The sequence below is a fragment of the Halovulum marinum genome (assembly GCF_009697225.1).
In the GTDB taxonomy this organism is placed as follows: Bacteria; Pseudomonadota; Alphaproteobacteria; order Rhodobacterales; family Rhodobacteraceae; genus Halovulum; species Halovulum marinum.
The window spans coordinates 112,565-138,882 of the sequence record NZ_WIND01000001.1 but is presented as its reverse complement, the minus strand read 5'-3'; the positions used below and the strand labels follow the sequence as shown (position 1 = coordinate 138,882).

General features: G+C 70.4%; 30 protein-coding genes. 9 read left to right on the top strand and 21 right to left on the bottom strand.

Annotated elements, in window-relative coordinates; genetic code table 11:
- Positions 1 to 55: 55 nt before the first annotated feature.
- A complete protein-coding gene (locus GE300_RS00720; RefSeq protein WP_154443914.1) occupies positions 56 to 1,669 on the bottom strand; it encodes a phosphoenolpyruvate carboxykinase in 1,614 nt (537 codons plus the stop codon).
- 292 nt (positions 1,670 to 1,961) lie between these two features.
- Here GE300_RS00720 and GE300_RS00715 point away from each other — a divergent pair, with 292 nt between their 5' ends.
- The 6 genes from GE300_RS00715 to GE300_RS00690 all read left to right on the top strand — a co-directional run bounded on the left by GE300_RS00715 (position 1,962) and on the right by GE300_RS00690 (position 6,450).
- The gene (locus tag GE300_RS00715) at positions 1,962 to 2,660 is read left to right on the top strand and encodes a response regulator transcription factor (RefSeq protein WP_154443912.1); all 699 of its coding nucleotides are present in this window, start codon (positions 1,962 to 1,964) and stop codon (positions 2,658 to 2,660) included.
- Positions 2,661 to 2,680: 20 nt separating this feature from the next.
- Positions 2,681 to 4,372, top strand: coding sequence for a sensor histidine kinase (locus GE300_RS00710; protein WP_154443910.1), 1,692 nt, complete (start codon positions 2,681 to 2,683; stop codon positions 4,370 to 4,372).
- 63 nt (positions 4,373 to 4,435) lie between these two features.
- On the top strand, positions 4,436 to 4,867 hold the full coding sequence (locus GE300_RS00705) for an HPr kinase/phosphorylase (protein WP_325063045.1): 432 nt from the start codon (positions 4,436 to 4,438) through the stop codon (positions 4,865 to 4,867).
- The gene (gene rapZ, locus GE300_RS00700; protein WP_154443906.1) at positions 4,851 to 5,768 is read left to right on the top strand and encodes an RNase adapter RapZ; all 918 of its coding nucleotides are present in this window, start codon (positions 4,851 to 4,853) and stop codon (positions 5,766 to 5,768) included. Before GE300_RS00705 ends, rapZ begins: the two co-directional genes overlap by 17 nt.
- Complete coding sequence (locus GE300_RS00695; protein ID WP_154443904.1) at positions 5,765 to 6,178, top strand: PTS sugar transporter subunit IIA; 414 nt, start codon at positions 5,765 to 5,767, stop codon at positions 6,176 to 6,178. Before rapZ ends, GE300_RS00695 begins: the two co-directional genes overlap by 4 nt.
- Entirely contained in the window at positions 6,178 to 6,450 is a 273-nt protein-coding gene (locus tag GE300_RS00690; protein ID WP_154443902.1) for an HPr family phosphocarrier protein, read from the top strand. The genes GE300_RS00695 and GE300_RS00690 overlap by 1 nt, the downstream gene beginning before the upstream one ends.
- A gap of 7 nt (positions 6,451 to 6,457) precedes the next feature.
- Here GE300_RS00690 and GE300_RS00685 read toward each other — a convergent pair whose 3' ends face one another.
- The 5 genes from GE300_RS00685 to GE300_RS00665 form a co-directional block, all read right to left on the bottom strand.
- Complete coding sequence (locus GE300_RS00685) at positions 6,458 to 7,039, bottom strand: cytochrome b (RefSeq protein WP_154443900.1); 582 nt, start codon at positions 7,037 to 7,039, stop codon at positions 6,458 to 6,460.
- Positions 7,040 to 7,606, bottom strand: coding sequence for a YceI family protein (locus GE300_RS00680; protein WP_154443898.1), 567 nt, complete (start codon positions 7,604 to 7,606; stop codon positions 7,040 to 7,042).
- A 69-nt stretch (positions 7,607 to 7,675) separates the two neighbouring features.
- Positions 7,676 to 8,551: a 3-hydroxybutyryl-CoA dehydrogenase gene (locus tag GE300_RS00675; RefSeq protein WP_154443896.1), complete on the bottom strand. Its 876-nt coding sequence runs from the start codon at positions 8,549 to 8,551 to the stop codon at positions 7,676 to 7,678.
- Positions 8,552 to 8,626: 75 nt separating this feature from the next.
- Positions 8,627 to 9,556, bottom strand: a complete 930-nt coding sequence (locus GE300_RS00670; RefSeq protein WP_154443894.1) for an electron transfer flavoprotein subunit alpha/FixB family protein — start codon at positions 9,554 to 9,556, stop codon at positions 8,627 to 8,629.
- Entirely contained in the window at positions 9,556 to 10,317 is a 762-nt protein-coding gene (locus GE300_RS00665) for an electron transfer flavoprotein subunit beta/FixA family protein (protein ID WP_154443892.1), read from the bottom strand. Before GE300_RS00665 ends, GE300_RS00670 begins: the two co-directional genes overlap by 1 nt.
- A 206-nt stretch (positions 10,318 to 10,523) precedes the next feature.
- Between GE300_RS00665 and GE300_RS00660 the strand changes: the two genes are divergently transcribed.
- The gene (locus tag GE300_RS00660; RefSeq protein WP_154443890.1) at positions 10,524 to 10,838 is read left to right on the top strand and encodes a VOC family protein; all 315 of its coding nucleotides are present in this window, start codon (positions 10,524 to 10,526) and stop codon (positions 10,836 to 10,838) included.
- Positions 10,839 to 10,959: 121 nt separating this feature from the next.
- Here GE300_RS00660 and GE300_RS00655 read toward each other — a convergent pair whose 3' ends face one another.
- The 4 genes from GE300_RS00655 to GE300_RS00640 are packed head-to-tail and all read right to left on the bottom strand — an operon-like array spanning position 10,960 to position 13,374.
- Positions 10,960 to 11,706, bottom strand: a complete 747-nt coding sequence (locus tag GE300_RS00655) for a hypothetical protein (RefSeq protein WP_154443888.1) — start codon at positions 11,704 to 11,706, stop codon at positions 10,960 to 10,962.
- Positions 11,703 to 12,275 (bottom strand): cob(I)yrinic acid a,c-diamide adenosyltransferase, encoded by a 573-nt coding sequence (locus GE300_RS00650; RefSeq protein WP_154443886.1) that lies wholly within the window; start codon positions 12,273 to 12,275, stop codon positions 11,703 to 11,705. Before GE300_RS00650 ends, GE300_RS00655 begins: the two co-directional genes overlap by 4 nt.
- A gap of 4 nt (positions 12,276 to 12,279) precedes the next feature.
- Complete coding sequence (locus GE300_RS00645; protein WP_154443884.1) at positions 12,280 to 12,483, bottom strand: twin transmembrane helix small protein; 204 nt, start codon at positions 12,481 to 12,483, stop codon at positions 12,280 to 12,282.
- A 57-nt stretch (positions 12,484 to 12,540) separates the two neighbouring features.
- Positions 12,541 to 13,374 (bottom strand): SDR family NAD(P)-dependent oxidoreductase, encoded by an 834-nt coding sequence (locus GE300_RS00640; protein WP_154443882.1) that lies wholly within the window; start codon positions 13,372 to 13,374, stop codon positions 12,541 to 12,543.
- 220 nt (positions 13,375 to 13,594) lie between these two features.
- On the opposite strand from GE300_RS00640, the gene GE300_RS00635 reads away from it, so the two are divergent.
- Positions 13,595 to 13,792, top strand: coding sequence for a hypothetical protein (locus GE300_RS00635; RefSeq protein WP_154443880.1), 198 nt, complete (start codon positions 13,595 to 13,597; stop codon positions 13,790 to 13,792).
- Positions 13,793 to 13,898: 106 nt separating this feature from the next.
- Positions 13,899 to 16,181, top strand: coding sequence for a DNA topoisomerase IV subunit A (parC, locus tag GE300_RS00630; protein WP_154443878.1), 2,283 nt, complete (start codon positions 13,899 to 13,901; stop codon positions 16,179 to 16,181).
- A gap of 31 nt (positions 16,182 to 16,212) precedes the next feature.
- Here parC and GE300_RS00625 read toward each other — a convergent pair whose 3' ends face one another.
- From GE300_RS00625 to GE300_RS00575, 11 genes are all read right to left on the bottom strand, one after another.
- Positions 16,213 to 16,968, bottom strand: a complete 756-nt coding sequence (locus GE300_RS00625; RefSeq protein WP_154443876.1) for a hypothetical protein — start codon at positions 16,966 to 16,968, stop codon at positions 16,213 to 16,215.
- Positions 16,965 to 17,756: a hypothetical protein gene (locus tag GE300_RS00620; protein WP_154443874.1), complete on the bottom strand. Its 792-nt coding sequence runs from the start codon at positions 17,754 to 17,756 to the stop codon at positions 16,965 to 16,967. Before GE300_RS00620 ends, GE300_RS00625 begins: the two co-directional genes overlap by 4 nt.
- Positions 17,757 to 17,897: 141 nt before the next feature.
- Positions 17,898 to 18,848 carry an RDD family protein gene (locus GE300_RS00615; protein ID WP_154443872.1) on the bottom strand — a complete coding sequence of 317 codons (951 nt, stop codon included), beginning with the start codon at positions 18,846 to 18,848 and terminating at the stop codon, positions 17,898 to 17,900.
- Positions 18,845 to 19,864 (bottom strand): stage II sporulation protein M, encoded by a 1,020-nt coding sequence (locus GE300_RS00610; protein ID WP_233416684.1) that lies wholly within the window; start codon positions 19,862 to 19,864, stop codon positions 18,845 to 18,847. Before GE300_RS00610 ends, GE300_RS00615 begins: the two co-directional genes overlap by 4 nt.
- Positions 19,861 to 21,174, bottom strand: a complete 1,314-nt coding sequence (locus tag GE300_RS00605) for a DUF58 domain-containing protein (RefSeq protein WP_325063044.1) — start codon at positions 21,172 to 21,174, stop codon at positions 19,861 to 19,863. Before GE300_RS00605 ends, GE300_RS00610 begins: the two co-directional genes overlap by 4 nt.
- Positions 21,171 to 22,127 carry an AAA family ATPase gene (locus tag GE300_RS00600; protein WP_154443868.1) on the bottom strand — a complete coding sequence of 319 codons (957 nt, stop codon included), beginning with the start codon at positions 22,125 to 22,127 and terminating at the stop codon, positions 21,171 to 21,173. Before GE300_RS00600 ends, GE300_RS00605 begins: the two co-directional genes overlap by 4 nt.
- Positions 22,117 to 23,379 carry a hypothetical protein gene (locus tag GE300_RS00595; protein WP_154443866.1) on the bottom strand — a complete coding sequence of 421 codons (1,263 nt, stop codon included), beginning with the start codon at positions 23,377 to 23,379 and terminating at the stop codon, positions 22,117 to 22,119. Before GE300_RS00595 ends, GE300_RS00600 begins: the two co-directional genes overlap by 11 nt.
- Positions 23,376 to 24,101, bottom strand: coding sequence for a DUF4129 domain-containing protein (locus GE300_RS23645; protein WP_154443864.1), 726 nt, complete (start codon positions 24,099 to 24,101; stop codon positions 23,376 to 23,378). The genes GE300_RS00595 and GE300_RS23645 overlap by 4 nt, the downstream gene beginning before the upstream one ends.
- Positions 24,102 to 24,184: 83 nt before the next feature.
- Positions 24,185 to 24,673, bottom strand: a complete 489-nt coding sequence (nusB, locus tag GE300_RS00585; RefSeq protein ID WP_233416683.1) for a transcription antitermination factor NusB — start codon at positions 24,671 to 24,673, stop codon at positions 24,185 to 24,187.
- On the bottom strand, positions 24,673 to 25,212 hold the full coding sequence (locus GE300_RS00580; RefSeq protein ID WP_154443862.1) for a 6,7-dimethyl-8-ribityllumazine synthase: 540 nt from the start codon (positions 25,210 to 25,212) through the stop codon (positions 24,673 to 24,675). Before GE300_RS00580 ends, nusB begins: the two co-directional genes overlap by 1 nt.
- 20 nt (positions 25,213 to 25,232) lie before the next feature.
- A complete protein-coding gene (locus tag GE300_RS00575) occupies positions 25,233 to 26,318 on the bottom strand; it encodes an outer membrane protein assembly factor BamB family protein (protein ID WP_154443860.1) in 1,086 nt (361 codons plus the stop codon).

Below are 26,318 nucleotides of genomic sequence, written 5' to 3'. Positions count from 1 at the left end.
CCGAGCGCCCCCCGCGGGCGCAAGCGGCCGCCGGTCCTGCCGGCGGCCGCAGCGGTCACATGGCGCCGCGGAAGACGACGGCCTCTTCCATCACGTCGTCGTCGACGAAGTCCTCGTACTGGCGGAAATTCTCTTCGAACATGCGCACCAGGCGCGCGGCCTGCCGGTCGTAGGCGTCGGCCTTGTCCCAGGTCCGCCGCGGGTCCAGCAGCAGGTCGGGCACCCCCGGGCACGAGGTCGGCACCGCGAAGCCGAAGGCGTCGTCCATGCGGAACGTCTGCTTGTTCAGCGAGCCGTCCAGCGCCGCCGCCAGCAGCGCGCGGGTGGCCTTGATCGGCATCCGGCTGCCGACGCCGTAGGCGCCGCCGGTCCAGCCGGTGTTCACCAGCCAGCAGGTCGCGCCGGTCTCGGCGATCTTGTCGCGCAGCATCGCACCATAGACCTCGGGGCGCAGCGGCATGAACGGCGCGCCGAAGCAGGTCGAGAATGTCGGCTGCGGCTCGGTCACGCCCTTCTCGGTGCCGGCGACCTTCGAGGTGAAGCCCGACAGGAAGTGGTACATCGCCTGTGCCGGGGTCAGCTTGGCGATCGGCGGCAGCACCCCGAAGGCATCGCAGGTCAGCATGATGACGTTCTTCGGCTGCCCGCCGCGCGCGGTGGAGGAGGCGTTCGAGATGAACTCGAGCGGATACGCGCAGCGCATGTTCGCCGTCAGGCTGTCGTCCTGGAAGTCCAGCACGCGGGTGTGGGGATCGTAGACCATGTTCTCGATCACCGTCCCGAAGGTCGCGGTGGTGGCGTAGATCTCGGGCTCGGCCTGCGGGTTCAGGTCGATGGTCTTGGCATAGCAGCCGCCCTCGAAGTTGAAGGTGCCCTTGTCGGACCAGCCATGCTCGTCGTCGCCGATCAGCACGCGCGACGGGTCGGCCGACAGGGTGGTCTTGCCGGTGCCGCTGAGGCCGAAGAAGACCGCCGTGTCGTGCGGATCGCCCGGCGCGTGGTTGGCCGAGCAGTGCATCGGCATCACGCCGCGCTCGGGCAGCAGCGCGTTCAGCACCGAGAACACCGACTTCTTGTTCTCGCCGGCGTAGGAGGTGCCGCCGATCAGGATCATCCTGCGCTCGAACGAGATCGCGATCACGGTGCCCGAGCGGCAGCCGTGCCGGTCGGGATCGGCAGTGAAGCTGGGGCAATTCAGGATCGTGAACTCGGGCGCGAAGCCGGCCAGCTCGGACATGTCCGGGCGGCGCAGCAGGTGGCGGATGAACAGCCCGTGCCAGGCAAGCTCGGTGATCACCCGCACGTTCAGGCGGTAGTCGGGATCGGCGCCGGCGTACAGGTCCTGGACGAACAGCTCGCCGCCGTCGATGTGCGCGACCATGTCGGCGCGCAGGCGCTCGAACGCGTCCGGCTCCATCGGCGCGTTGCTGTCCCACCAGATCTTGTCCCTGACCGACGGCTCGCGGACGACGTGCTTGTCCCTGGGCGAGCGCCCGGTGTGCTTGCCGGTGCTGACCAGCAGCGTGCCGCCGCGCCCCAGCTCGCCTTCGCCGCGCCGGATCGAGGCCTCGATCAGGGCGGGTTCGAGCAGGTTGTAGTGAATTACGGCGGCGCCGGGAAAGCCGGTCGCCTCCAGGGTTTGCTCAGGGTTCACCGTACCCGTGCTCATCAGGGACTCCTCCTCATGCCAGACGACCGCCTCGCGATGGGCGGCGTCTCTCTCCCCAGCGGAGACTGCGAACGCCGGAGGGCCAGTCCGGTGGAAAATATCTCAATTTTGCCATGTTTGCAGCGGTTCCGAGGGCAAGCGTACCATCATGTCGCCACTATTCCACTTGATTTTGTGTGGCGAAGGTGCGGCACATCGCGCAAATTGTGCCTGTGCGCCGCTTAACGAAATGGCCAGAAAATTGGGGCCTGTGTAAGACTCTGTGGATAATACGAGTCCGGAGGAGCAGACAATGTCGGCGAATATCGCGTTGGTGGACGACGACCGGAACATCCTTACCTCTGTCTCGATGGTGCTCGAGGGTGAGGGCTATGCCGTGCGGACCTACAACGACGGGGCGACGGCGCTGTCCGCGTTCGAGAAGACGATGCCGGACCTGGCGATCCTGGACGTGAAGATGCCGCGCATGGACGGCATGGAGTTGCTGCGCCAGCTGCGCACCAAGACCGACATGCCGGTGATCTTCCTGACCTCGAAGGACGAGGAGATCGACGAGCTGATCGGCCTGCGCATGGGCGCCGACGACTACATGCGCAAGCCGTTCTCGCAACGCCTGCTGGTCGAGCGTATCCGCACCATCCTGCGCCGCCGCGAAAGCGTCCTGCGCGAGCCCGCCGAGGGCGAGACCAACACCCTGGTGCGCGGCAGCCTCAGCATGGACCCGCAGCGGCACTCGGTGATCTGGAAGGGGCAGCCGATCACCCTGACGGTGACCGAATTCCTGATCCTGCAGGCGCTGGCGCAGCGCCCCGGCTTCGTGAAAAGCCGCGACCAGCTGCTGGATGTCGCCTATGATGACCAGGTCTACGTCGACGACCGCACCATCGACAGCCACATCAAGCGCATCCGCAAGAAATTCAAGGCGCATGATAGCGAGTTCGCCTCGATCGAGACCCTCTACGGCATCGGCTACCGCTACAACGAGGCCTGAGTTGGGCATGGTGCGGCGTCATGGCTGACGGCGGCGCCATCAAGACCCGGCCGCAGGTGATCCTGTCGGCCGAGCCGGCTCGGGGCGGCGACCGCGAGGGCCCGGCGCTGATGGACTGGAAGGCGCGCTTCGGCCGCCGCTCGCCGCTGTCGCGCAAGATCATCACCTTCAACCTGGTCGCGCTGGGCGTTCTGCTGACCGGCGTTCTGTACCTGAACCAGTTCCAGGGCGGGCTGGTCGAGATGCGCGCCCGTGCGCTGGTGACCGAGGGCCGGCTGGTGGCGACGGTGCTGTCCGACCGGCTGGGCGGCCGCGTCGACGGGCTGAAGGCGATCGATGCGCTGGTCACCGTGCAGGGCGTGACCTCGGCGCGGCTGATGCTGTTCGACGCCCAGGGCCGGCTGGTGACGCGGGTCGATTCCGGCGGCCCCGCGCCCGCGGGCCAGGCGATCGACGCCCCGCCGGTGCAGAGCCAGCCGCCTTCGGCGTTCATCTCGATCATGGGCCAGCTGTGGGACCGCGCCAGCCGCGTGTTCGCCGCCCGCGAGGGCGAGGATTTCGCCGCGCTGTCGCTGCGCGCGGCGCGACCCCTGGCCGAGGCGGCGCTGGCCGAGAACCGCATCGTGCGCAGCACCGGCGCGACCCAGGCCGGCGACCAGGTGCTGTCGGTGGCGCTGCCGGTGCCCGGGCCCGAAGGTACGGCGTTGGGGGCGCTGGTGCTGACCACCGCGCCCGGCGACGTCGACGCGGTGATCCGCGCCGAGCGCGAGAAGATCCTGCAGGTCTTCGCGCTGGCGATCATCAGCTCGATCGTGCTCAGCCTGGTGCTGGCCAACACCATCGTCCGCCCGCTGCGCGACCTGTCCGAGGCGGCGCACGAAGGCGGCACCCGCAACGCCCAGCAGCTGAACCCCGAGCGCATCAACATCCCCGACATGACCGGCCGCCCGGACGAGATCGGCTATCTGTCCGGCGCGATGCGGCTGATGACCCGCGCGCTGTTCGACCGGATCGAGGCGAACGAGTCCTTCGCCGCCGACGTGGCGCACGAGATCAAGAATCCGCTGACCTCGCTGCGCTCGGCGGTCGAGACCTTTCCCTATGCCAAGACCGACGAGTCGCGCGAGAAGCTGCTGAACGTCATCAAGAACGACGTCGACCGGCTGGACCGGCTGGTCACCGACATCTCGAACGCCTCGCGGCTGGACAGCGAACTGGTCCGCGACCGGATGGAGCCGTTCGACCTGCACGGGCTGCTGGCCAACCTCATCTCGTTCAACGAGAAGGTGGCCGCCGCCGCGGGCGCGCGGCTGGTCGCGGATTTTCCCGAGGCACCGCTGCGGATCACCGGCCTCGAGGGCCGGCTGGCGCAGGTGTTCGTGAACCTGATCACCAACGCGGTCTCGTTCGCCTCCGAGGGCGACGCGATCACCGTGCGCACCCAGGCCGAAGGCCGCAAGGTCCGCGTGACCGTCGACGATCAGGGCCCCGGCATCCCGGACGGGAACCTTGCCGACGTGTTCGAACGGTTCTATTCCGAGCGCCCCCAGAAGGAGGAGTTCGGCAACCACTCGGGCCTCGGCCTCGCGATCTCCAGGCAGATCGTCGAGGCGCACGGCGGCGAGATCTGGGCCGAGAACATCCGCCCCGAGGGGGCAGGCCAGGACCGTCCGCCCGACGGCGCGCGGTTCGTCGTCGTGCTGCCGGTCTGAGCCCCGGCAATGGCGCCCCCGGACCCCGCGCAGCCGCAGCCGCACCCGGTGCACGGCAGTTGCGTGGCCTGGCGCGGGCGTGCGGCGCTGCTGCTGGGCCGGTCGGGCAGCGGCAAGTCCGCGGTGGCGCTGCAGATGATGGCGCTGGGCGCCGATCTGGTCGCCGACGACCAGGTGCTGGTGCACGCCTCCGCGGGCGGACTGGTGGCCGAAGCGCCGGCGGCGCTGGCCGGCAAGATCGAGGCGCGCGGCATCGGCCTGATCCGCGTCCGGCACCTTGCGCGGGCAAGGATCGTGCTGGCCGTGGATCTGGAGATGCACGAAGATGCGCGGTTGCCACAGCCGCGGAAACGAAAAGTCAACAGCATGTGGCTACCATTGATTGCCGGTGGCAACCGTCCATATCTGAGTCACGAGGTGATGGCCTGTCTCCGCCACGGCTGCGAGCCCCTGCTGCTTGATCCAGAGGAACCGATCGATGCGGATCGCGATTGACCCTTCCGCCACGTTGCAGGACGTGGCCATTGTCACCGGCCCCTCGGGCGCCGGGCGGTCGACCGCGATCAACGCGCTCGAGGATCTGGGGTTCGAGGCGATCGACAACCTGCCGATGTCGCTGCTGGAGCGGCTGTTCGCCGGCGGCGCGCACGAGCGGCCGCTGGCGGTGGGCATCGACGCCCGCACCCGCGGCTTCAGCGCCGACTCGCTGATGGCGGCGGTCGAGGCGCTGACCGAGATGCCGCAACTCAACGTCTCGCTGGTCTATGTCGACTGCGACACCGACACCCTGCTGCGCCGGTTCTCGGAGACCCGCCGCCGGCATCCGCTGGCGCCGAACGAGACGCCGCTGGTCGGGATCGAGCGCGAGCGCGGCCTTCTGGGCGGCCTGCGCGAGCGCGCCGACATCCTGGTGGACACCAGCCAGATGCCCCCGCACGAGTTGCGGGCCGAACTCTGGCGCTGGTTCGGCCGCGGCAGCAGCGCCGAAATGGCGGTCTCGGTGCAGTCGTTCAGCTTCAAGCGCGGCACGCCGCGCGGCGCGGACATGGTTCTGGACTGCCGCTTCCTGCGCAACCCGCACTGGAAGACCGACCTGAGGCCGCTGACCGGCAGCGACCCGGCGGTGGCCGACCACGTCGTGGGCGACCCGTTGTACCAGGCGTTTCACGACAAGACGCTGTCGATGCTCGAACTGCTGCTGCCCGCCTACAAGGCTGAGGGGAAATCGTATTTCACGCTCGCCCTTGGGTGTACCGGGGGCCGGCACCGCTCGGTTTGCGTGGCGGAAAGGCTATCGAATGGGCTTGCGAACGCCGGATGGCAGGTGTCTATTCGGCATAGAGAACTGGAGCGGACCGTGGGGGGGCGGGCGCTCAAAGATGTGGTGGAGCTTTGATCGGTATCGTGATCGTCGCGCACGGCGGGCTGGCCCGGGAGTACCTGGCCGCCATGGAGCACGTGGTGGGACGCCGCCCCGGAACCCGCGCGATATCGATCGGCGCCGAGGATGACCGGACCCTCAAGCAGGCTGAAGTGGCCGCCGCCGTGGCCGAGGTCGACGACGGCGCCGGCGTGGTGGTGGTGACCGACATGTTTGGCGGCACGCCGTCGAACCTTGCCGTCGCCGCCTGCTCGGACCCCGACCGCAAGGTGCTGTACGGGGTCAACCTGCCGATGCTGATCAAGCTGGCCAAGGCGCGCCACAAGCCGCTGGACGTCGCCGTCGACTGCGCGCTGGACGCGGCACGCAAGTACATCAACTGCGCCGACGGTCTTGGCGTCACCAAGGGCGCGATCACCGCCTGATGGCCGGGCCGGTCACGCTGCACATCTGCAACGAGCGCGGGTTGCATGCCCGGGCGTCCGCCAAGTTCGTCGAAATCGTCGAGAGCCACCAGGCCGAGGCCGAGGTCAGCCGCGACGGCATGACCGTCTCCGGCGACTCGATCATGGGCCTGATGATGCTGGCCGCCGCCAACGGCACCAGCATCGAGGTGTCGACCGACGGCCCCGACGCCGAAAGCCTGCTTGCGGCACTGTCGGATCTGGTGCGCAACCGTTTCGGCGAGGAGCGCTGATCCGGCTTCAGCCGCGCCACATGCGCCGCAGCACCTGGTCGCGGTCGTGCAGATGGTGCTTTACCGCCGCCGCGACATGCACCGTCAGCAGCAGCGCCAGCGTCAGCGCCAGCCCGCGGTGCAGGGTGCCGAGCGCGGCCTCCAGCGCCTCTGTGCCGCGCGGGAACGGGTCGGGCAGTTCGAACAGGCCGAACACCATGTTGGGGATCCGGAACGGCACCGCGTCCGCATCGTTCAGCGGCGAGGCCGACGCCGTCAGCCAGCCGCTGACCGGCAGCGCCAGCATCAGCGCGTACAGCGCTAGGTGCGACGCCGTCGCGGCCCGCCGCTGCCAGGCCGGCATCGCCGCCGGCAGCGCCGGCCGGCCCGGCTGCGCCAGCCGCCAGCCCAGGCGCAGCACCGCCAGCAGCAGCGCCGTGGCGCCGAGGCTCTTGTGCAGCTGGATCAGCTGGTACTGGACGATCAGGTCGCGCTCGATCCGGATCATGTAGACCCCCAGCCCCAGCATTGCCGCGATCAGCGCCGCCATCCCCCAGTGCAGCACGCGGCTGGGCCAGCCCCAGCCACCCGGGCCGTCGCGCAGCGCCATCTATACCGACCGCATCAGCAGCCGGATCCGGATCGGCAGCGTCGCGTCGATCTGCGGCAGCCCGGTGGTGTGGCCGAACGCGCGGCGATCCACGGCGCCGGTCAGATCGAAACCGGCGTCGAACCGGTCCGGCGCACCGGGGGTCGGGCCATAGCGGAACACCTGCGCCTGCAGGCTGATCGGCCGGGTGATCCCGAACAGGGTCAGTTGCCCGAGGACGTCGGCGGTGGATTGCGAGGTGCGTACCAGGCGGTCCAGCCGGAAGCCGATCGTCGGATACGTCTCGACGTTCAGGTAATCCGGGCCGCGCACGAACGCATCGACCACCGCCAGCCCGGTCGATACCCGCCGCGCGTCCACGGTGATCCGCGCCCGCGCACGGTCCGGCCGCTGCCGGTCGAACGCGATGCTGCCCCACAGCCGGTCGAACCGCAGCGTGACGACTCGGCCCAGCCAGTGCACGTCGACCTCGACCCGGGTCGCGCCGGGGACGATCTCCCAGGTCGCACCGGGCGCGGCCGCTGGCGGCAGGAAGAACAGCAGGATGAGCAGCGGCAGGACGCGCATCGGACCCCTCCGCCGCCATCATAGGGGATCGGCTGGCACGCGGCCGTCACGATTGCGCGCGCCAGCGCCTCAGCGCGTCGGCACCGGCTCATCGCCGCGGTAGTCGTAGAAGCCGCGCTGGGTCTTGCGCCCCAGCCAGCCGGCCTCGACGTATTTCACCAGCAGCGGGCAGGGCCGGTACTTGGTGTCCGCCAGCCCGTCGTGCAGCACGTTCATGATCGCGAGGCAGGTGTCCAGGCCGATGAAATCCGCCAGCTCCAGCGGCCCCAGCGGGTGGTTCGCACCCAGCTTCAGCGAGGTGTCGATCGAGGTCACCGTGCCGACCCCCTCGTAGAGCGTGTAGATCGCCTCGTTGATCATCGGCATCAGGATGCGGTTGACGATGAACGCCGGGAAATCCTCGGCCGAGGCCGAGGTCTTGCCCAGCCGTTCGACCACGCCCTGCATGACATGGTAGGTCTCCTCGCTGGTGGCGATGCCGCGGATCAGCTCGACCAGCTGCATGATCGGCACCGGGTTCATGAAGTGCAGACCCATGAACCGCTCGGGCCGGTCGGTGCGGCTGGCCAGCCGGGTGATCGAGATCGACGAGGTGTTCGAGGTCAGGATCGTCTGCTCGCCCAGATGCGGGGCGAGGTTCTTGAAGATCTCGTGCTTCAGCGTCTCGTTCTCGGTCGCCGCCTCGATGATCAGGTCGGCCTTGCCCAGCGCCCCCAGATCGGGCTGGGTCGAGATCCGCGCCAGCGCGGCGTCGCGCTCGCCCTGGGTGATCTTCCCGCGGGCGACCTGGCGGTCGAGGTTCTCGGCGATGGTGTGCATCGCGCGGTCCAGCGCCTCGGTCGAGATGTCGTTGATCGAAACGTCATAGCCGGCCAGCGCGCACACATGCGCGATGCCATTGCCCATCTGGCCGGCGCCGATGACGCCTACGGTCCTGATTTCCATGCCCCTTGATCCTTTCGGCAGTCGCGGCGGACCTTAGAGCCGGGGCATGGTCCGCCGCAACCGCAATTGCCGGGCTCAGCCCAGCTTCTGCTCCAGCTCGGGCACCGCCTCGAACAGGTCGGCGACCAGGCCGTAGTCGGCGACCTGGAAGATCGGCGCCTCCTCGTCCTTGTTGATCGCGACGATGACCTTGCTGTCCTTCATCCCCGCCAGGTGCTGGATCGCGCCCGAGATGCCGATCGCGATGTACAGCTCGGGGGCGACGACCTTGCCGGTCTGGCCGACCTGCCAGTCGTTCGGCGCGTAGCCCGAATCGACCGCCGCGCGCGAGGCGCCGACGGCGGCGCCCAGCTTGTCGGCGAGCTTCTCGATCAGCGCGAAATTCTCCTCCGAGCCGACGCCGCGGCCGCCGGACACGACGATCCTGGCGCTGGTCAGCTCGGGCCGGTCGCTGGCCGCCAGCTTGTCCTCGACCCATTCCGACAGGCCGGGGTTGTCGGCCATCGCCACGGTCTCGACCGGGGCCGGGTTGCCGCTGCCGGCGGCGTCGAAGGTCGAGGTGCGGATCGTCAGCACCTTCTTCGGATCCGCGCTCTGCACCGTCTGGACGGCGTTGCCGGCATAGATCGGCCGCTCGAAGGTGCTGCCGTCGACAATCCCCGAGACGTCCGAGATCACCATCACGTCCAGCAGCGCCGCGACCCGCGGCAGGATGTTCTTGGCGTCGGTGGTGGCCGGCGCGGCGATGTGTTCGTAGTCGCCCGCGAGGCTGACGATAAGCGCCGCGGTGGGCTCGGCCAGGCGATGGCCCAGCGCCGGGTCCTCGGCCACCAGCACCCGGGCGACGCCGTCGATCTTGGCCGCGTCCTGCCCGGCGTCGGCGGCGTGCGCCCCGGCGCACAGCACCGTGACCTCGCCCAGCTGCGTCGCGGCGGTCACGGCCTTGGACGTCGCGTCCAGCGCCAGCGCGCCGTCGGTGACCTCGGCAAGAAGAAGTACGGCCATCAGAGCACCCCCGCTTCGTCTTTCAGTTTCGCCACCAGCTCGTCGACCGAGCCGACCATCACCCCGGCGGCGCGTTCGGCCGGCTCGACGGTCTTGAGCACCGTCAGCCGCGGCGAGACGTCGACGCCGTAGTCGGCCGGGGTCTTCTCCTCCAGCGGCTTCTTCTTCGCCTTCATGATGTTCGGCAGCGAGGCGTAGCGCGGCTCGTTCAGGCGCAGATCGACGGTGACGATGGCGGGCATCTTCACCTTGATCGTCTGCAGCCCGCCATCGACCTCGCGGGTGACCACGGCGTGCTCGCCCTCGACCTTCAGCTCGGAGGCGAAGGTCGCCTGCGACCAGCCGACCAGCGCCGACAGCATCTGCCCGGTGGCGTTCATGTCGTTGTCGATCGCCTGCTTGCCGCCGATCACCAGCCCCGGCTGTTCGGCGTCGATCACCGCCTTCAGCAGCTTGGCGACCGCCAGCGGCTCGATGTCGGTGTGCACGTCGTCGGCGGCGACGATCAGGATCGCGCGGTCGGCGCCCATCGCCAGCGCGGTGCGCAGCGTCTCCTGCGCCTGCTTGACACCGATCGACACGGCGACGACCTCCGAGGCGGTGCCCGCCTCCTTCATCCGGATCGCCTCTTCCAGGGCGATCTCGTCGAACGGGTTCATCGACATCTTGACGTTGGCGAGATCGACCCCGGTGCCGTCGGCCTTGACCCGCACCTTCACGTTGTAGTCGATCACGCGTTTCACAGGCACAAGGACCTTCATTTCGCGTCTCTCCCCTCGCAGTGGACGGGGCGGTTCGGCCCCGGACGGGACGGGTGTAGCGAATACATGCCCGGAGAAACAGCGCAAAAACGACGCGACGCGGCGGCAGCCGGACCCGACGGGCGCGGCGGCGCGGCGTCCGGGCTGCAGGCTTGACCCGGCCGGGGCGCGGGCGCACGCTTCGGTGGCGCGGTCGGAGGAGAGCGATGGAAAAGGTCACGGGCATCGGCGGGTTCTTCTTCCGGGCCGAGGATCCCGCCGCGCTGGGCGAATGGTACCGCGCGCACCTGGGCATCGACCGCGTTCCCGGCGACTACGACACCCCCTGCTGGCGGCAGGAGGCGGGCGAGACCGTGTTCGCGCCGTTCGAGAAGGTCACCGACTATTTCGGCGACCGCGAGAAGCCGTTCATGGTGAACTTCCGGGTGCGCGATCTGGAGGCGATGATCGTCCAGCTCGAGGCCGCCGGGATCGAGGTGCGCCGAGACCCGCAGAGCTATCCGAACGGCCGTTTCGCCTAGCTGAACGATCCCGAGGGCAATCCGATCGAGCTGTGGCAGCCGGCCTGAGTCTTCCGGCACGCCGCGCCGGTGGCGGCGGTGGCCTCCGGCGGGGATATTGAAGGACGGTGGAAAACCGGTCTCAGCCCGGCGGCTGCGCCCAGTCGGCGTGGGTCTCGATCATCGCCGCCATCGCCAGGGCGGCGTCGGCCAGCGGCCCGCCGGCCAGGGCGACACCGGCCAGCCGGTCGCGCAGCCGGCGCGAGGTGTACCACTCCCAGACCCGGTCCTTGGCGGGCTGGCGCGCCCAGAACGCGCTGAACGGGATCGCCGCGTCCGGATCGGGCGGCCAGTCCCGCGCCAGCAGCGCGGCGAGCCGGGCGTCCGGCAGCGCGTCGAGATGGGCGAGGAACGGCGCGATGTCGAGCCCGCCCTCGCCGAAGCAGCACAGCCATTCGTCGAGGCAGGCGCCGGGCGCGCGCAGCCGGCGCGAGAAGATCGCCAGGCAGCAGTCGGCGACCAGCGCCACGTCGGCAGCGGGCCAGTGGTCCGGGAAGCCGGCCGGCGGCAGCCGGTTCAGCGTCACCTCCAGCCCCTGGCGGCCGAAGCCGGGCGCGAAGGCCAGCAGATCGAGGATCCGGGGCAGCAGCCAGGCCATGTGCGCCCGTCCCAGATCGGCGGCGTGGGCGGCGAAGTACCAGTCCTCGATGTAGGCCAGCGGCAGGTCGCGGGCGGCGTGGTTGAGGAAGTCCGCCTCGATCGCCGGGTCCATGCAGCAGCCGCGGCAGACCCCGGTCGTGGGCGGCGGCGGGCGATCGAACTGCGCGTAGGCGGCGGCGATCAGCCGCGCCAGCGTGTCGCCCGCGCCGGGATCGCGGGCTGCATTCACCGGTTCTGGCCGGGCACCCACAGCACGTCGCGGGCGCCGTCGTCGTTGGCGATGCGGGCGGCGACGAAGAACCAGTCCGACAGGCGGTTCAGGTAGCGCAGGCCCGGCTCGTTGATCGGCTCGGCGGCGGCGAGGGTGACCACCAGGCGCTCGGCGCGGCGCGCCACGGTGCGGCAGACATGCAGATGCGCCGCCAGCACGGTGCCGCCGGGCAGCACGAAGCTGCGCAGCGGCGACAGCCGCGCGTTCAGGGCGTCGATCTCGGCCTCCAGACGGTCGACCTGCGCCCCGGTGACGCGCAGCGCCGGGTGCGGGCGCGCGGCGTCCTTGTCCGGCTCCGGCGTCGCCAGGTCGGCGCCCAGGTCGAACAGATCGTTCTGGATCCGCGCCAGCGCCGCGTCGGTCTCGCCGTCGGCGTGCAGCCGGGCGACGCCCAGCGCGGCATTCAGTTCGTCCACCGTGCCGTAGGCGGCGACGCGGGCACTGTCCTTGGGCACGCGCGCGCCGTCGCCCAGCGCCGTCTCGCCCTTGTCGCCGGTGCGGGTGTAGATCCTGTTGAGCACCACCATCGCCTCAGCCCCGGCCCGCGAAGTAGACCGTCGCCACGATCAGGATCACCGCGATGAACTGCAGCAGCAGCCGCAGGCGCATGATCTTGTTGGCGTACTTGCGGTTGAATTCGCCGCCCCTGGCGAAGCCGCCGACGCCGACCAGCAGCACGGCCAGCACCGCAAGGCAGGCGAAAAGGGTGACGTAGAACAGCGGGTTGTCGGTCATCCGGGTCTGTTTCCTTCGGTTCTTGGTGGCGCCGGATCGGGCGCGGCCGGCGCGCCGTCAGCCCCGCCGCAGGATCCGGTCGAGCGCCCGCGTCGGCAGGATACGCCGCGCGGCCCCCATCATATAGGTCGGCGTGGTCACATAATAGCGCGCGCGCGGTCGCGGGCTTTCCAGCGCATGCACCAGCTTGGCGGTCACCGCCGAGGCCGGCAGCTCGAACCGGTCGGTCTTGCCGTCGGTGCGGTACAGCCGCGGGATCACCTGCTTTTCGTAGAATTTCCGCCGCGGCGAGTTCTTCCAGTCGATCCAGCGCTCGAAATGCGGCACCGAGTTCTCGCGGATGCGCGAGGTGACGGGACCGGGCTCGATCAGGATGAAGTGCAGGTCCCGCATCCGGTTCTCCAGCCGGTAGACGTCGGTCAGCCCCTCCATCGCGAACTTGGACGAGATGTAGGCGCCGCGGGCGCGCAGCGCGATCAGCCCCAGCACCGACGAGTTGTTGACCACCCGCCCGTGGCCTTGCGCGCGGAAGGTCGGCATCAGCCGGTTGATCAGGTCGAACTGGCCGAACAGGTTGGTCTCGAAGATCGCGCGCAGCGCGTCGCGGGGCAGGTCCTGGGCCAGCCCGGGGATCGCGTAGGCGCCGTTGTTGAACAGCGCGTCCAGCGTGCCGCCGGTGCGCGCCAGGGTCTCGTCGACCGCCGCGGCCAGGCTGTCCTCGTCGGCGTAGTCGAGGCGGAAGCTCTCCAGCCCCGCGTCGCGCAGCCGGGCGCAGTCGGCATCCTTGCGGCAGGTGGCGAACACGCGCCAGCCGCGCGCCGCCAGCCCGTGCGCCGCGTCCTGGCCGATGCCCGACGAGCATCCGGTGATCAGTACGGTCTTCCGGCTCATGATTCGTCCGCCCGTTCCGGCGCCCGGTCGGCGCCGCCGCGGTGGTAGCGGCGCGGTGGCGGCGGTTCAATCCCCCTTCGGCGCGGCGGGGCCGAGACCGGCGGCACGCGCCCGCCGGCCGCCCGCGCTTAACTTACGCGCGCATTTACCTTGCGTTCAGCAGAGTCTGCCACGGTCGGCGGCAGCCAATCCTGGCGACCGTAACCGGAGAACCGAGGCAATGAGTACAGCAGTCAGCACCCCCGACAACGTTCACCAGCTTTCGCGCCTGGCGCGCGAGGCGATCGACCAGGCCGAGGCGGCCGAGCGTCTGCACCGGCGCACCCGCGGTCGGCGCGCGCTGCTGCGCGGGCTGATGCTGTCCGGCATCGCCGCCGGCCTGGTCCTGCCGCTGGTGCAGGCGCTGCTGGCCGCCTGAGCGGACCCGCGCGCGCCCGGCGGGAAGATGCCGCCGCCGGGCGCCGCGCCGCGGAAGCGGCAGGATCCTCTGGACCAGATCCGATTCCGCGGCTATCACCACATCTATGGTTGATGTGACTGACGACCCCGAAATACCGGACATGGGCAATCTCAGCGAGCCGTTGCGGCGGGCGCTGGGCGACCGCTATCTGACCTATGCGCTGTCCACGATCACCGATCGCGCGCTGCCCGACGCCCGCGACGGGCTGAAACCGGTGCATCGCCGCATCCTTTATACCATGCGGACCCTGAAGCTGGAGCCGAACGGTCCGTTCCGCAAATGCGCCAAGATCACCGGCGAGGTGATGGGGAACTACCACCCGCACGGCGACCAGGCGATCTACGACGCGCTGGCCCGGCTGGCGCAGGACTTCGCCATGCGCTACCCGCTGGTGGACGGGCAGGGCAACTTCGGCAACATCGACGGCGACAACCCCGCCGCCGCCCGCTACACCGAGGCCCGCTCGACCGCCGCCGCCTTCGCGCTGATGGACGGGCTGACCGAGGACGCGGTCGATTTCCGCCCGAACTACGACGGCTCCGAGCACGAGCCGGTGGTGCTGCCCGCCGCGTTCCCGAACCTGCTGGCGAACGGCTCCAGCGGGATCGCGGTGGGGATGGCGACCAACATCCCGCCGCACAACATCGACGAGCTGGTCGGCGCCTGCCTGCACCTGATCAAGACGCCGGACGCGCGCGACGAGACGCTGCTGAACTACATTCCCGGCCCCGATTTCCCCACCGGCGGCGTGCTGGTCGAAAGCCGGGCGGGGATCGCCGAGGCCTACCGCACCGGCCGCGGCGCGATGCGCGTGCGCGCCCGCTGGCAGGTCGAGGATCTGGGCCGCGGCCAGTGGCAGATCGTCGTCACCGAGATCCCGTATCAGGTGCCCAAGTCGAAGCTGATCGAGAAGGTCGCCGAGCTGATCACCGCCCGGAAGATCCCGATCCTGGCCGACATCCGCGACGAAAGCGCCGAGGACGTGCGCATCGTCCTGGAGCCGCGGGCCCGCACCGTCGAGCCGAGCGTGCTGATGGAGACGCTGTTCCGCCAGTCCGACCTGGAGACGCGCTTTTCGCTGAACATGAACGTGCTGATCGACGGCAAGACGCCGAAGGTCTGCTCGCTGAAGGAGGTGCTGCGCGCCTTCCTCGACCACCGGCGCGAGGTGCTGCAGCGCCGCTCGCAGCACCGGCTGGACAAGATCGCCAACCGGCTCGAGGTGCTGGAAGGCTACTTGATCGCCTTCCTCAACCTCGACCGGGTGATCGAGATCATCCGCACCGAGGACCAGCCCAAGCCGGTGATGATGGCGGAGTTCCAGCTTTCGGACGTGCAGGCCGAGGCGATCCTGAACATGCGCCTGCGCTCTCTGCGCAAGCTCGAGGAGATAGAGCTGCGGCGCGAGCGCGACGATCTGGTCGGAGAGGCCGAGGATCTGACCGCGCTGCTGGCCGACGAGGCGCTGCAGTGGGACCGCATCACCGACCAGCTGCGCGAGGTGCGCAAGACCTTCGGCGCCAAGGCCACCGGCGGCGCGCGCCGCACCCTGATCGCCGAGGCCCCCGAGGCCGAGGAGGTGCCGCTGGAGGCGATGATCGAGCGCGAGCCGATCACCGTGGTCTGCTCGAAGATGGGCTGGATCCGCGCCATGAAGGGCCATATCGCGCTGGACTCGGAGCTGAAGTTCAAGGACGGCGACGGCCCGGCCTACATCTTCCACGCCGAGACCACCGACAAGGTGCTGCTGTTCGGCGCCAACGGCCGGTTCTACACGCTGCCCGCCAGCAACCTGCCCGGCGGCCGCGGCATGGGCGAGCCGGTGCGTCTGATCGTCGATCTGCCCAACGAGGTCGAGCCGCTGGCGCTGTTCGTGCACCGGCCGGGCCGCCGGCTGATCGTCGCCTCCAGCGCCGGCGACGGCTTCGTCGTGCCCGAGGACGAGGTGGTCGCCCAGACCCGCGCCGGCAAGCAGGTGCTGAACCTGAAGCCGGGCGTGGTCGCGGTGGCCTGCAAGGCGGTGCGGGGTGACCATGTCGCCACCGTGGGCCGCAACAAGAAGGTGCTGATCTTCCCGCTGGCCGAACTGCCTGAAATGACCCGCGGCAAGGGCGTGCGCCTGCAGAAGGTGCCGGCCTCGTCGGCGCCGCTGGACCCCAGCGCCTCGGGGCTGTCGGACGTGACCACGTTCGATCTGGCCGACGGGCTGAGCTGGAAGGACCCGGCCGGGCGCACCCGGACCGAAACCGCGCTGGACGACTGGATCGGCAAGCGCGCCGGCGCCGGGCGGATGGCGCCGCGCGGCTTCCCGCGGGACACCAGGTTCAACGGCGGCGACGGCCTCTAGCGCCGGCGCCGCCCGTCCCGGCGGCGGGCGGTCATTCGAAGACGTCGTTCAGCTGCCGCGCGTCGCCGTCGGGGCCCAGCTGCCGGTAGGCGGCCATGATCAGCCCCAGGCTGGCCAGGTTCAGCAGCGTCTGCACCACCTCCATCCCCAGGCTCGAAACCCACAGTACGGCGGCGCGGGCCTCGACCGGGGTCTCGGCGCCGGTCTCGGCCGGGGCTTCGGGGATCATCGCGAACAGCACGAACAGGAACGGCAGGAACACCACCGCCCAGGCCGCCGTCAGCCGGAACAGATGCGGCAGGCACTGCGCGATGCTGCGGCGCAGCCCGGCCCAGCCGCGGTCCTCGACCAGGATCGCCGGATAGGCGGTGGTGGTGGCCGCGGCCAGCAGCAGCGCCGGCAGGATCACCAGCAGCAGCGCGAAATAGGACAGGTAGCCCAGCGCGATCATCGTCACGATCAGCGGCACCGCGTTGCGGCGCAGCCGCCCGCCGGTGGGCCGCCCCGCGGCGCCGCCCATGTCGTCGGCAATGCGCAGGCAGGCGGCGCCGAACAGCAGCGCGAAGCCGGCCTCGTGCAGCAGCAGGAACGGGTCGAGCAGGATCGACAGCGGCCAGCCTTCGGCGGCGCCGGTGCGTGCGGCGACGAAGCGTTCCGGGACCAGCAGCGCCTCGGCGGTGATCATTCCGACGCCCAGCGCCAGCAGGTCCAGCCCGGCCCGGCGGCCGTGCCGCAGCAGGATCGCAGCGCCGTCGGACGCCAGCTGCCGCAGATCCAGCCCGCTCACGCGAAGACCGCCGCCAGGTCCTCCATGCCCAGACCCTCCTTGATCTCGCGCAGCCGCGCGTAGAGCAGGGCGGTGAAGATCGACAGCAGGGTGATCTGGATCGCCGCGGTCAGCGCCTGCACCAGCAGCACCACGGTATAGCCCGGCGACAGCATCGCCGTCGTGCCGAAGGCGTTCGGGCCCGCGGCGACGCCCAGCGCCTCCGCCAGCCCGATCGAGATCAGGATGACGACCACGAACATCAGCACCCCTGCGCCTAGGATCGGCCAACGGTAGCCCTGGGTCAGCTCGGCGGCGCGGCCCAGGCCGCGAAACCCGGCGCGCTCGACCAGGATCGCCGGGGCCATCACCCAGTAGCGCGCCATCAGGTAGAGCCCGGGCAGGACCAGCAGCAGGAAGCCGAAGCCCATCGCCACGTACAGCAGCAGGCCCAGCACGACGATCGCCGGCGCCGCGCCCAGCGTGCGCGTCAGATAGCGGCCGACGCGCACCGGATTGCCCAGCCGCACGTCATAGGCGGCCATGGTGATCGCGCCCATCGTCAGCAGGCTGATGATCAGCGAGATGCCGATCACCGCGAACACCCGCGTCAGGTACAGCGTGGCCGGCTCGCCCGCGGCGATGTCGCCGAAATCGGTCGGATAGGCGAACAGCTGCAGCGCCGCCTGCCCCACCGACGGGATCAGCGAGATCGCCAGGAACAGCGGCGCATGGCGCAGAAGCAACCCGAAGGTCGATGTTACCAGCCGCCCGATTCCCAGCGGCGGCCGAAACGGGGCATCCGCCATCCCACATCCCTCAAAATCCAGCCCGTTCAGATTGGTAGCACTGCCCGCGCGGCGGTTCAAACGTCTTGCGACGCCGCCCGGCGCAGCGTTGCAAACCGGTCGGCCGCTACCGGATGCCGGCGGCGGCCTGCTCCGCCGGGATCAGCCGCGCGCGCCGCCGCTGCCGTCGGTGTCGCGATGGAACTTGTCCTCGCGCGCGTCGCCGAACAGCTTGCGGTTCTCGAGGTAGGCGCGCTGGGTGCGGTAGAACGCCAGCAGGAAGCCCTCGGTATCCGCTTCCGGCACATGTGTCTCATAGCCGATCCGGCGCGAGATCGTTTCGGCGACCTTGCGCAGGTTGGCGCGGTGCCGCTCGGCGGCGATCCGGCTCAGCGCACCGGCGTCGACCTGCAGCAGCGCCTCGAGCGTCTGCAGCTCGTAGCGGCCGTAGTGGTCCAGGTGGTGCGGCAGGAAGCGGTAGGCGGCGTCGGCCACCGGTTGCTCGGCCAGATCGGGCAGCAGCACCGGCGTGGGCAGCATCACCACGTAGGTTCCGGCCAGGATGTCGCCCAGGCGCTGGCGGTGGGCGTTGGTCAGCGGCACCGCCAGCAGGATGCCGATCCAGCCCAGCAGCAGGATCACCGTCAGCCGGTCCAGCGAGGTGGTCGCCAGCAGCAGCGTGCCGGGGATGAAGATCTCCATCTCTTTCAGCAGGTTGCGCACGGTGACCGCGTGCGCCGTCAGCGACCGCCCGTCGGCGGCGATCACCCGCAGACCGGTCAGCCGCTTGCCCCAGGTCTGGCCGTTCATCAGCGTCTCGGTCAGAACGTAGTAGGGCACGCGGATCGCGAAGAACAGCAGTGCGCCGATCGCGATCACCGCCTCCAGCGACACCAGATCGGACAGGAACAGCACCGCCATCAGCACCACCAGCACCGCGAAGGTAACCAGGATGTCGGCGATCTGCGCCACGGTGCGCGCGCCCAGCCCGGCGACCTCGAAGCGGATCGGCACGCCCTCGGGCGGCAGGATCTCGACCAGCAGCCGGCGCTCGGCACCACCGGGGCGGGCGCGGCCGGGGCGGGCGCGGCCGGGGGCGCCGTCGCGGCTCATGTCAGGCCCCGCCCGGCGCGGCCGCGGCCCGACAGGCCGAGCCAGACGACCCACAGCGCGCCGATCGCCAGCCCGGTGCGGAGCCGCGCGCCGGGGTCCTGGATCAGCTGCCGCCCGAAACCTTCCAGCGCCGCGGCGACGACCAGCATCAGCGCCGCCAGCAGCGCCAGCTTGACCGCGTCGCGGGCGTTGCGGCGCAGCGCGTCGCGGCGGCGCACCTCGCCCGGGAACAGCACCGCCTGGCCCAGGTGCAGCCCGCCGGCGCAGGCGATCACCACCGCCGACAGCTCGGTCACGCCGTGGATCGACAGCCAGGCGACGATGTCGTAGAGCAGCCCGCGATCGGCGTGCAGCGCCACGAACGCGCCTATCGTCAGCCCGTTCAGGAAGGTCAGGACTGTGCCCGGCACGCAGGCCAGCACCCCGAGCGAGAAGATCAGGATCGCGATCCGCGCATTGTGCGAGAACAGCACCGAGGCGAACGCCGCCAGCTGTCCGGACTGCGCCTCCTGCCCGGAATAGATCACCGCCAGCAGCTCCTCGCGGCTGGACTCCAGGCCGCGGCCGCCGGCCATTCCGGCCGGCATCAGCGTGTCGTACCAGGTGGGATCGTTCTGGAACAGCATCCAGCCCGCCAGCCCGCCCAGCGCCATGATCGCGTAGGAAATCAGGATCAGCGGGAACAGCCGCCGCGCCGCGCCGGGAATGCCGACCACCAGCAGCCGGCCGATCATGCCGCCCAGCCGCTCCTGCGGGGCATACACCGCCAGGTAGGCGCGCGCGCACAGCGCCTCCAGATAGGCCAGCAGCGCCCGGTCCAGGCTGATCTCGCGCGCCATCGACAGCGACGCCATCGCCTGCCGGTACAGCGTCGCCATCGCCTGCGCCTCGTCGAAGCCCAGCGCCTTCAGGCCGCGGCGCTCGGCCTTGGTGACGATCGCCTCCAGCCGGCGCCAGTCCGCCTCGCGTTCGGCGCGGAACCGGGCCGAGCGGATCAGATTCTGCGCGACGCTCATATCAGTTCCCGCGCCTTGATCTCCAGATAGGTGCTCAGCAGGCGCGCCGTCAGCGTGTTCGGCGCGGTTTCCAGACATAGTATGCCGAGCCGCGCCAGCCGGTCGAGGACCAGTTGCCGCTCGCGTGCCATGTCGGCCGCGACCACCGCCTCGGCCACCGCGTCGGCGCTGTCGGGCATCGCGTCCTGCCGGGTCTCGAGCTCCGGGTCGCGCAGGGTGACGAAGACGATGACGTGGGCGCGGTTCAGCACCTGCAGGTTCTCGACCAGCAGCTCGGCGGTGGTGGTGTCGGCGAAATCCGAGAAGATCACGATCAGCGACCGCCGCTTCAGCCGCGCGTTCAGATGCGCCAGCGCCAGCGTGTGGTTGCTCTCGACGCTGCTGTAGCCCATCTCCGCCAGCTGCGAGCGCAGCGCCGGGAACGCCGCGCGGCCCGGCTGCGGCGGGATGTAGCGGCGCGGCTCGGCGTCGAAGCTGTAGAGCCCGACCAGATCGCCGCCCAGTCCGGCCGCCCAGGTCATCGCCAGCGCGGCGTTGATCGCATGGTCGATGCGCGCCAGCCCCGCGACCTCGCCGCGCATCAGATAGCCGTTGTCCAGCGCCAGGATGATCTGGTGGTTGCGCTCGGCGCGCATCTCCTTGGCGACCAGCGCGCGGTGGCGGGCCGAGTGCTTCCAGTCGATGGCGCGGGTGTCCATGCCGGTGGTGAACTCGACCAGCTGATGGAATTCCGAGCCCTCGCCGCGGCTGACGGTGTCCTTGACGCCGTACAGCTCCGAGCGGACCTGAGCGTCGATCGTGCCCGAGACCACCGGGCGGATGTTCGGCACCACGCGCAGCGCCAGGTCCGTCGGCAGGCGGGCGACGACCTCCCACAGCGCCAGCGGGCTGGGCCAGCGCAGCCAGACCGCCGCCACCCGGAACAGCCCGCGCCGGCCGGCGTGCAGGGTGACGGCGCCGTCGGCCCGGTCCGGCGCGACCGGCGCCAGCGCGAACCGGGTCAGCCCGCCCAGCGCGTCGTCGGCCTCGGCGCGGGCGCCGGCCACCGGCGGCACCGGTCCGCGGCGCGCGCCGACGCGCACCCGCAGCCGCACGTCCTCGCCGGCGAACACCTCGGCCGGAGCGTCCAGCGCCACGTCGAGCGCGCGCGCCCCCGGCACCAGCGCCAGGTCGGCCAGCGCCAGCACCGCCAGCACCGTCCACAGCGCCAGCGCCGCCTGCGGCGGCAGCACGTCCGCCGCCAGCAGCAGCACCGTCAGCGCCAATGCGCCCCCCGCCAGAAGCAGCAGCCTCCGGCCGGGGCGGATCACTTCGGCGCCTCGATCCGGTTCAGGATGTTGCCCATCACGTCGGTCTCGGATCGCCCCTCGATCTCGGCGGTCGGGCCCAGCACGATCCGATGCCGCAGCGCCGGCACGATCAGCCGCTGCACGTCGTCGGGGATCGCGTAGTCGCGCCCGTCCAGCGCCGCGGCCGCGCGCACCGCGCCGGCCACCGCGTCCGCCGCGCGGGTCGAGGCGCCGTGCCGGATCTCGGGATCCTCGCGGGTGGCGCGGACCAGCGCCAGGATGTAGCTCAGGATGCTGTCGTCCAGCCGGATGCCGTCGATCAGCGCCCGCCCCGCCGCCAGCTGCGCGTCGTCCAGCACCGGCACGATGCCCTCGGTGCGGGTGTTCTGGTCCAGCGTCTGCGCCGCGTGGCGGCGCAGGATCTCGATCTCGGCGGCCTCGTCGGGGAAGTCGATCAGCACCTTGAACAGGAACCGGTCCAGCTGCGCCTCGGGCAGCGGATAGGTGCCCTGCTGCTCGATCGGGTTCTGCGTCGCGATCACGAAGAAGGTGGCGCCCAGCGCGTGATCGGTGCCGTCGATGGTGGCGATGCGCTCGTTCATCACCTGCAGCAGCGCCGCCTGGGTCTTGGGCGGGGCGCGGTTGATCTCGTCGGCGAGCAGGATCTGGGTGAACACCGGCCCCTTGGTCAGACGGAACTGCGAGGTGCCGAAGTCGAACAGGTTCACCCCCAGCACGTCGCCGGGCATCAGGTCGGGGGTGAACTGGATGCGGCCGAACTCCAGGTGCATGGCCGCCGCCAGCGACCGCGCCAGCAGTGTCTTGGCGGTGCCCGGAGGGCCCTCGAGCAGGCAGTGCCCGCGCGCGAACAGGGCGATCAGCGCCATGTCGATGGCGTCGTCCTGGCCGTGCACCGCCTTGCCGATCTCGGCGCGGATGCGCGCGGCCAGCTTTCTGAAATCGTCAAGATCCATTCAGCACCCTCTCGGCCTGCTGCTCGAAGCCGTCGAGCAGGGTCAGCAATTGCGCCGGCGGGGTGCCGGTCCCGGGTGTCATAGCGGCTGCGGCGGCGTGCTTGAACCCCTTGGCCAGCTCCGGGTCGGTGCGCGCCACGAACTCGGCGATCCGCGCCGCCGGTTCGGCGCTGCCGGCCTGGCCGAACAGCCGCCGCTCGACCCGGCGCAGGCGGTTCTCGACATGGGCGGCGAACAGGCGCGGATCGTTGCCGGCCATCCGCAGGATCCGCGCCTTGGCGGCGATCGACACGCTGCGCGCGGCGCCCGGCCGGTCGTCGTACAGCACCTGCGCCGGACCGAACCGCACCCAGCTGCGCCACAGCAGCAGCGCGGTCAGCGCGCCGAGGCCGAACCAGGCCAGAACGTGCGGCCAGGCGAAGAACCGTGCCAGGTCGGCCCAGCCGCGGCGACGGACGGCGGGCGCGTCGGCCAGGGTGAAGATGTGGTTGGTGGTGTCGATCAGGATCGGCCCGCCGCCGGCGATCCGGGTCAGCAGCTGCGCGGCGGCGTCGGCGTTGCCGGCCAGCCGCAGGCCGTGGTTGTTGATCAGGTCGGGGTCGGACAGCAGCCAGACCGGGCCGCCGCCGCGGTCGCAGCGGATCAGCAGGTGCCCCGGCCCCGCCGACAGCTCCGGCGCGCAGCCGGCGGCCAGCCGCGGCGCGAACAGCTGCGGCTCGTAGAGCAGCCCGCCGTACCCGCCGCCGGCGTCGAAGCGCAGCACGCCGCCCGGGCGCAGCAGCGGCGCCGGCAGCGCGTCGAAGGCGCGCGCGGCGGCGGCGGCGTCGGCACCCGGCAGCAGCAGGCTTTCGTGGGCATAGCCGGTGTGGCGCACCGCGCGCGTCCACTTCGGCAGCACCACCAGGCTGGGCAGCAGCGCCGCCTTGCGGATCAGCACGCCGCGCGACAGGTCGCGCTCGGTCCCGGTCATCAGCCAGTCGCGCCGCGCCTCGGGCCGGCTGAACTCGGCGTCGAGGTCGGTGTCGAGCACCGGGATCACCCGCAGCCCGACGCTGCCGGGCGCGACGGTGCCGAAGCTGGCATAGCGGATTTCGGCGTCCTGCCCGCGCATCCAGCTGACCAGCCCGCGGAGGCCGACGGCCGAGCGCTCGACCGGCACCTGGCCGCCGCGCGCGACCATCCAGCCCACGCTCAGCGCCACCACGGCGACGGCGACGATGGCGGCCAGTTCGGCGCCGCGGCCCGCGCTCACGCCGCCGCCCCCTGCGCCGGGGTCAGGATCGGCGCGGCGGCGCCGAGGCAGGCGTGGAAGGTCGGCCCGGGCAGCGGGCGGCCGCCGAACTGCACCAGCTCCTCGGTCATCACCAGCGTGCGCAGCGCCGGCAGGTGCGGCCAGTCGCGGGGCAGGCGGCGCAGCAGCTCCCGGGCGGTCTCGGAGCGGCCCAGGCGCAGCCCGTTCTGCTCGGCTGCCGCGTCCAGCGTCGCCGACAGCAGCGCGACCAGCGCGGCGCGGCGGTCGGTCATCGCACGCAGCCGCGCCAGCAGCGCCGCGCCCTCCGCCGGCGCCGCATCCGGGCGCGCCGGCGCCGCCGTGCGGCGCGCGCGCCGGCCCTGCGGCAGCGGGCCGAACCGCTCTGCCAGCCAGCCGCGGCGCCGGAACAGCGCGACCGCCGCCAGCCCGACCAGCAGCAGCAGCGCCAGCCGCGTCGTCAGCCGCAGGACCCCGGACCGGTCCGACGCCGGTTCGGCCGCGCGCGCGTCCGGGGGCGCCGGTGCGGCGTCCAGCGGGATCTCGCCGCGCAGCCGGTCGACGTAGACCAGATCGGTCTGCAGCCGGTTCAGCAGCACCCGGCGCTCGTAGGCGGGATTGGTCTCGAACGCATGGCCGGTGATCCGCGGCGCCTCCTGCGACACGGCCACGCCAGCGCCGAGGCCAAGCGCAAAGAGCCCGCGGATCAGGCTGGTTCGGATCACCGCTTGCAGTTTCCCTTCGGCCTTCGGCGTGTCGGCGCAAGCCTAGGCTTGTGCGCCGCGGCATTGCAAGCGGCAAGCTCGGCTCAGGTAAAGGCCTCGGGGTGCATCTCCCGCGCCATGTGGTCCAGCACGGCGTTGACGAATTTGGGCTCGCGGCCGTCGGGGAAGAACGCCTTGGCGACGTCGACATACTCGTTGATCGCCACCCGCGGCGGCACCTCGGTGGTCAGCATCTCGGCGCCGGCGGCACGGAACAGCGCGCGCAGCGTCGGGTCGATCCGGGCGATCGGCCATTTCTCGACCAGCGCGGCGTCGGTCAGCCGGTCGATCCGCGCCTGCCGGTCCACGGCGCCGTGCAGGATGGTGCGGAACAGGTCCAGATCGGCCTCGGCATAGGTGTCGCCGTCGATCTCGGCGCCGAAGCGGTGGGTCTCGAACTCTTCCTGCACGTCGGCCAGGGTGGCGTCCGCGGCCTCCATCTGGAACAGCGCCTGGGTCGCGAACAGCCGTGCGGCCGAGCGCATCTGCCGCGCCGCCTCCTTGCGGTCGGCCCTGTCCCCGGAGCCGGCCATCACGCGGATCCCCCGGTGCCGGGCATGCCCGCGACCTGGAAGCTGCCTTCGGGCAGCGCCGGCGCCGGACGCGCGAAGCGCCGCTTCAGCGCGATCAGGTGCAGCGCCGCCTCGGCCGCGCCGCCGCCCTTGTTCTGGCCCGCGGCCTCGGCGCGAACCTGCGCCTGCTCGACGTTCTCGACGGTCAGGATGCCGTTGCCGACGCACAGGCCCCGCAGGCCCAGCTCCATCAGCCCGCGCGAGCTGTCGTTGCACACGGTGTCGTAATGCGTGGTCTCGCCGCGGATCACGCAGCCCAGGCCGACATAGCCGTCGTACTCGCCGCTGGCGGCGGCCAGCGCGATCGCCTGCGGCACCTCCAGCGCGCCGGGCACCTCGACGGTGTCGTGCATCGCGCGGGCGGCCTCGCAGGCGGCGCGGGCGCCCTGCAGCAGCTGGTCCGCGATGTCCTTGTAATAGGGGGCGACTACGATCAGCACCCGCGTCGGCCGGTCGAAGACCGGGGCGGGCAGGGCGTGATGGGTGATGGCGGTGGCCATGGGCGCGGTCTCCTGCGGCGTCACTTAGGTTGGATCGCGATGACCCTGATCGGATTATTGAACCCGGTGAGGGTTCCGATCCGGTTTCCGGTGTTCACGTCGAACAGCACAATACGATGATTGTCCGTGTCGGCGACGTAGATATATCGCTGATCGACGACATGAAAGCCGTTCGGCGAATAAATAGCATCGGATTGCACACGGCTGTCACAAAGGGATCGAGGGGCATTGACGCCGCGGGTTGAAGTAGCGGTGCGTGCTTGTCGTGCCACTATCGTCGCTGGGGTCGTTGTCGTATCGGCGAACAATGGGTGTGCACAACTGGCAAAGCTGGTCCGGGCTCCAGTCGAAAAACTGACGCGGACGATCCGGTTGGCGTGTTCTTCTGCGACGGCAATCGTATCGCCGTCCAGAACTTGAACGTAGTTTGGAAAATATGAATCTATACTATTGATTGGGCTTCCGTCGGTACCGGTTCTGGTCACTTGGTGGTCGAAAGTTCTGGCGATGATGATCTCGTTATCTCGAACGATCAGGTGACGCGCCATCCCAAGCGGAAGAACGGGCAGCGTGCTGGTTTCGCCGTCCGCCGAACTCACTGCCAGGGGAGCAGCTTCCGCTGCCGGAGGAAGCAATATCGCAGCACCCGTTGCGCGCCCGAGACCCGAAGGAGTGAAGTCGATCATACGTTCCCAGACCTGGCGTCCGTTTTCGGGGGCCAATGCAATGACCCTGTCCAACGTTGCGACGACGAGATGATCATCGAAGAGTTCCGCGCCGACTACAGGTAAGCTTGTTTTTACGCTCCAGACCACCGAACCGGCGGTATCCAGGCGGGAAACACGTTGCCCCCACTGCTGAGCGACGATCAGGTCGTGGTAGATCTGTCCTGTGAGAGTTACATGCGAAGGAGAGCCACGAAAGACACCCTTCGTTTCCCCATCCACCGGATCGAAGTTCGAACCACGCAGGCGATAGCCCGTCAGCTCTGCCAGCCGTTGCAGCCGCTCGGCGCCGGTGGTCGCACTCGCTACCCAAACCAATGGGAGTATTAGTACACCGGCCAAAACCGCAAGAAGTATGCGGCCCACTTGTTTGCGCCGCAT

Excerpts from the sequence above, each read along its gene's own strand:
- GE300_RS00720 (WP_154443914.1), bottom strand. The coding sequence starts at position 1,669 with ATGAGCACGGGTACGGTGAACCCTGAGCAAACCCTGGAGGCGACCGGC.
- GE300_RS00715 (WP_154443912.1), top strand. The coding sequence starts at position 1,962 with ATGTCGGCGAATATCGCGTTGGTGGACGACGACCGGAACATCCTTACC.
- GE300_RS00710 (WP_154443910.1), top strand. The coding sequence starts at position 2,681 with ATGGCTGACGGCGGCGCCATCAAGACCCGGCCGCAGGTGATCCTGTCG.
- rapZ (WP_154443906.1), top strand. The coding sequence starts at position 4,851 with ATGCGGATCGCGATTGACCCTTCCGCCACGTTGCAGGACGTGGCCATT.
- GE300_RS00690 (WP_154443902.1), top strand. The coding sequence starts at position 6,178 with ATGGCCGGGCCGGTCACGCTGCACATCTGCAACGAGCGCGGGTTGCAT.
- GE300_RS00685 (WP_154443900.1), bottom strand. The coding sequence starts at position 7,039 with ATGGCGCTGCGCGACGGCCCGGGTGGCTGGGGCTGGCCCAGCCGCGTG.
- GE300_RS00680 (WP_154443898.1), bottom strand. The coding sequence starts at position 7,606 with ATGCGCGTCCTGCCGCTGCTCATCCTGCTGTTCTTCCTGCCGCCAGCG.
- GE300_RS00675 (WP_154443896.1), bottom strand. The coding sequence starts at position 8,551 with ATGGAAATCAGGACCGTAGGCGTCATCGGCGCCGGCCAGATGGGCAAT.
- GE300_RS00670 (WP_154443894.1), bottom strand. The coding sequence starts at position 9,556 with ATGGCCGTACTTCTTCTTGCCGAGGTCACCGACGGCGCGCTGGCGCTG.
- GE300_RS00665 (WP_154443892.1), bottom strand. The coding sequence starts at position 10,317 with ATGAAGGTCCTTGTGCCTGTGAAACGCGTGATCGACTACAACGTGAAG.
- GE300_RS00660 (WP_154443890.1), top strand. The coding sequence starts at position 10,524 with ATGGAAAAGGTCACGGGCATCGGCGGGTTCTTCTTCCGGGCCGAGGAT.
- GE300_RS00650 (WP_154443886.1), bottom strand. The coding sequence starts at position 12,275 with ATGGTGGTGCTCAACAGGATCTACACCCGCACCGGCGACAAGGGCGAG.
- GE300_RS00645 (WP_154443884.1), bottom strand. The coding sequence starts at position 12,483 with ATGACCGACAACCCGCTGTTCTACGTCACCCTTTTCGCCTGCCTTGCG.
- GE300_RS00640 (WP_154443882.1), bottom strand. The coding sequence starts at position 13,374 with ATGAGCCGGAAGACCGTACTGATCACCGGATGCTCGTCGGGCATCGGC.
- GE300_RS00635 (WP_154443880.1), top strand. The coding sequence starts at position 13,595 with ATGAGTACAGCAGTCAGCACCCCCGACAACGTTCACCAGCTTTCGCGC.
- parC (WP_154443878.1), top strand. The coding sequence starts at position 13,899 with ATGGTTGATGTGACTGACGACCCCGAAATACCGGACATGGGCAATCTC.
- GE300_RS00620 (WP_154443874.1), bottom strand. The coding sequence starts at position 17,756 with ATGGCGGATGCCCCGTTTCGGCCGCCGCTGGGAATCGGGCGGCTGGTA.
- GE300_RS00615 (WP_154443872.1), bottom strand. The coding sequence starts at position 18,848 with ATGAGCCGCGACGGCGCCCCCGGCCGCGCCCGCCCCGGCCGCGCCCGC.
- GE300_RS00610 (WP_233416684.1), bottom strand. The coding sequence starts at position 19,864 with ATGAGCGTCGCGCAGAATCTGATCCGCTCGGCCCGGTTCCGCGCCGAA.
- GE300_RS00600 (WP_154443868.1), bottom strand. The coding sequence starts at position 22,127 with ATGGATCTTGACGATTTCAGAAAGCTGGCCGCGCGCATCCGCGCCGAG.
- nusB (WP_233416683.1), bottom strand. The coding sequence starts at position 24,673 with ATGGCCGGCTCCGGGGACAGGGCCGACCGCAAGGAGGCGGCGCGGCAG.
- GE300_RS00580 (WP_154443862.1), bottom strand. The coding sequence starts at position 25,212 with ATGGCCACCGCCATCACCCATCACGCCCTGCCCGCCCCGGTCTTCGAC.
- GE300_RS00575 (WP_154443860.1), bottom strand. The coding sequence starts at position 26,318 with ATGCGGCGCAAACAAGTGGGCCGCATACTTCTTGCGGTTTTGGCCGGT.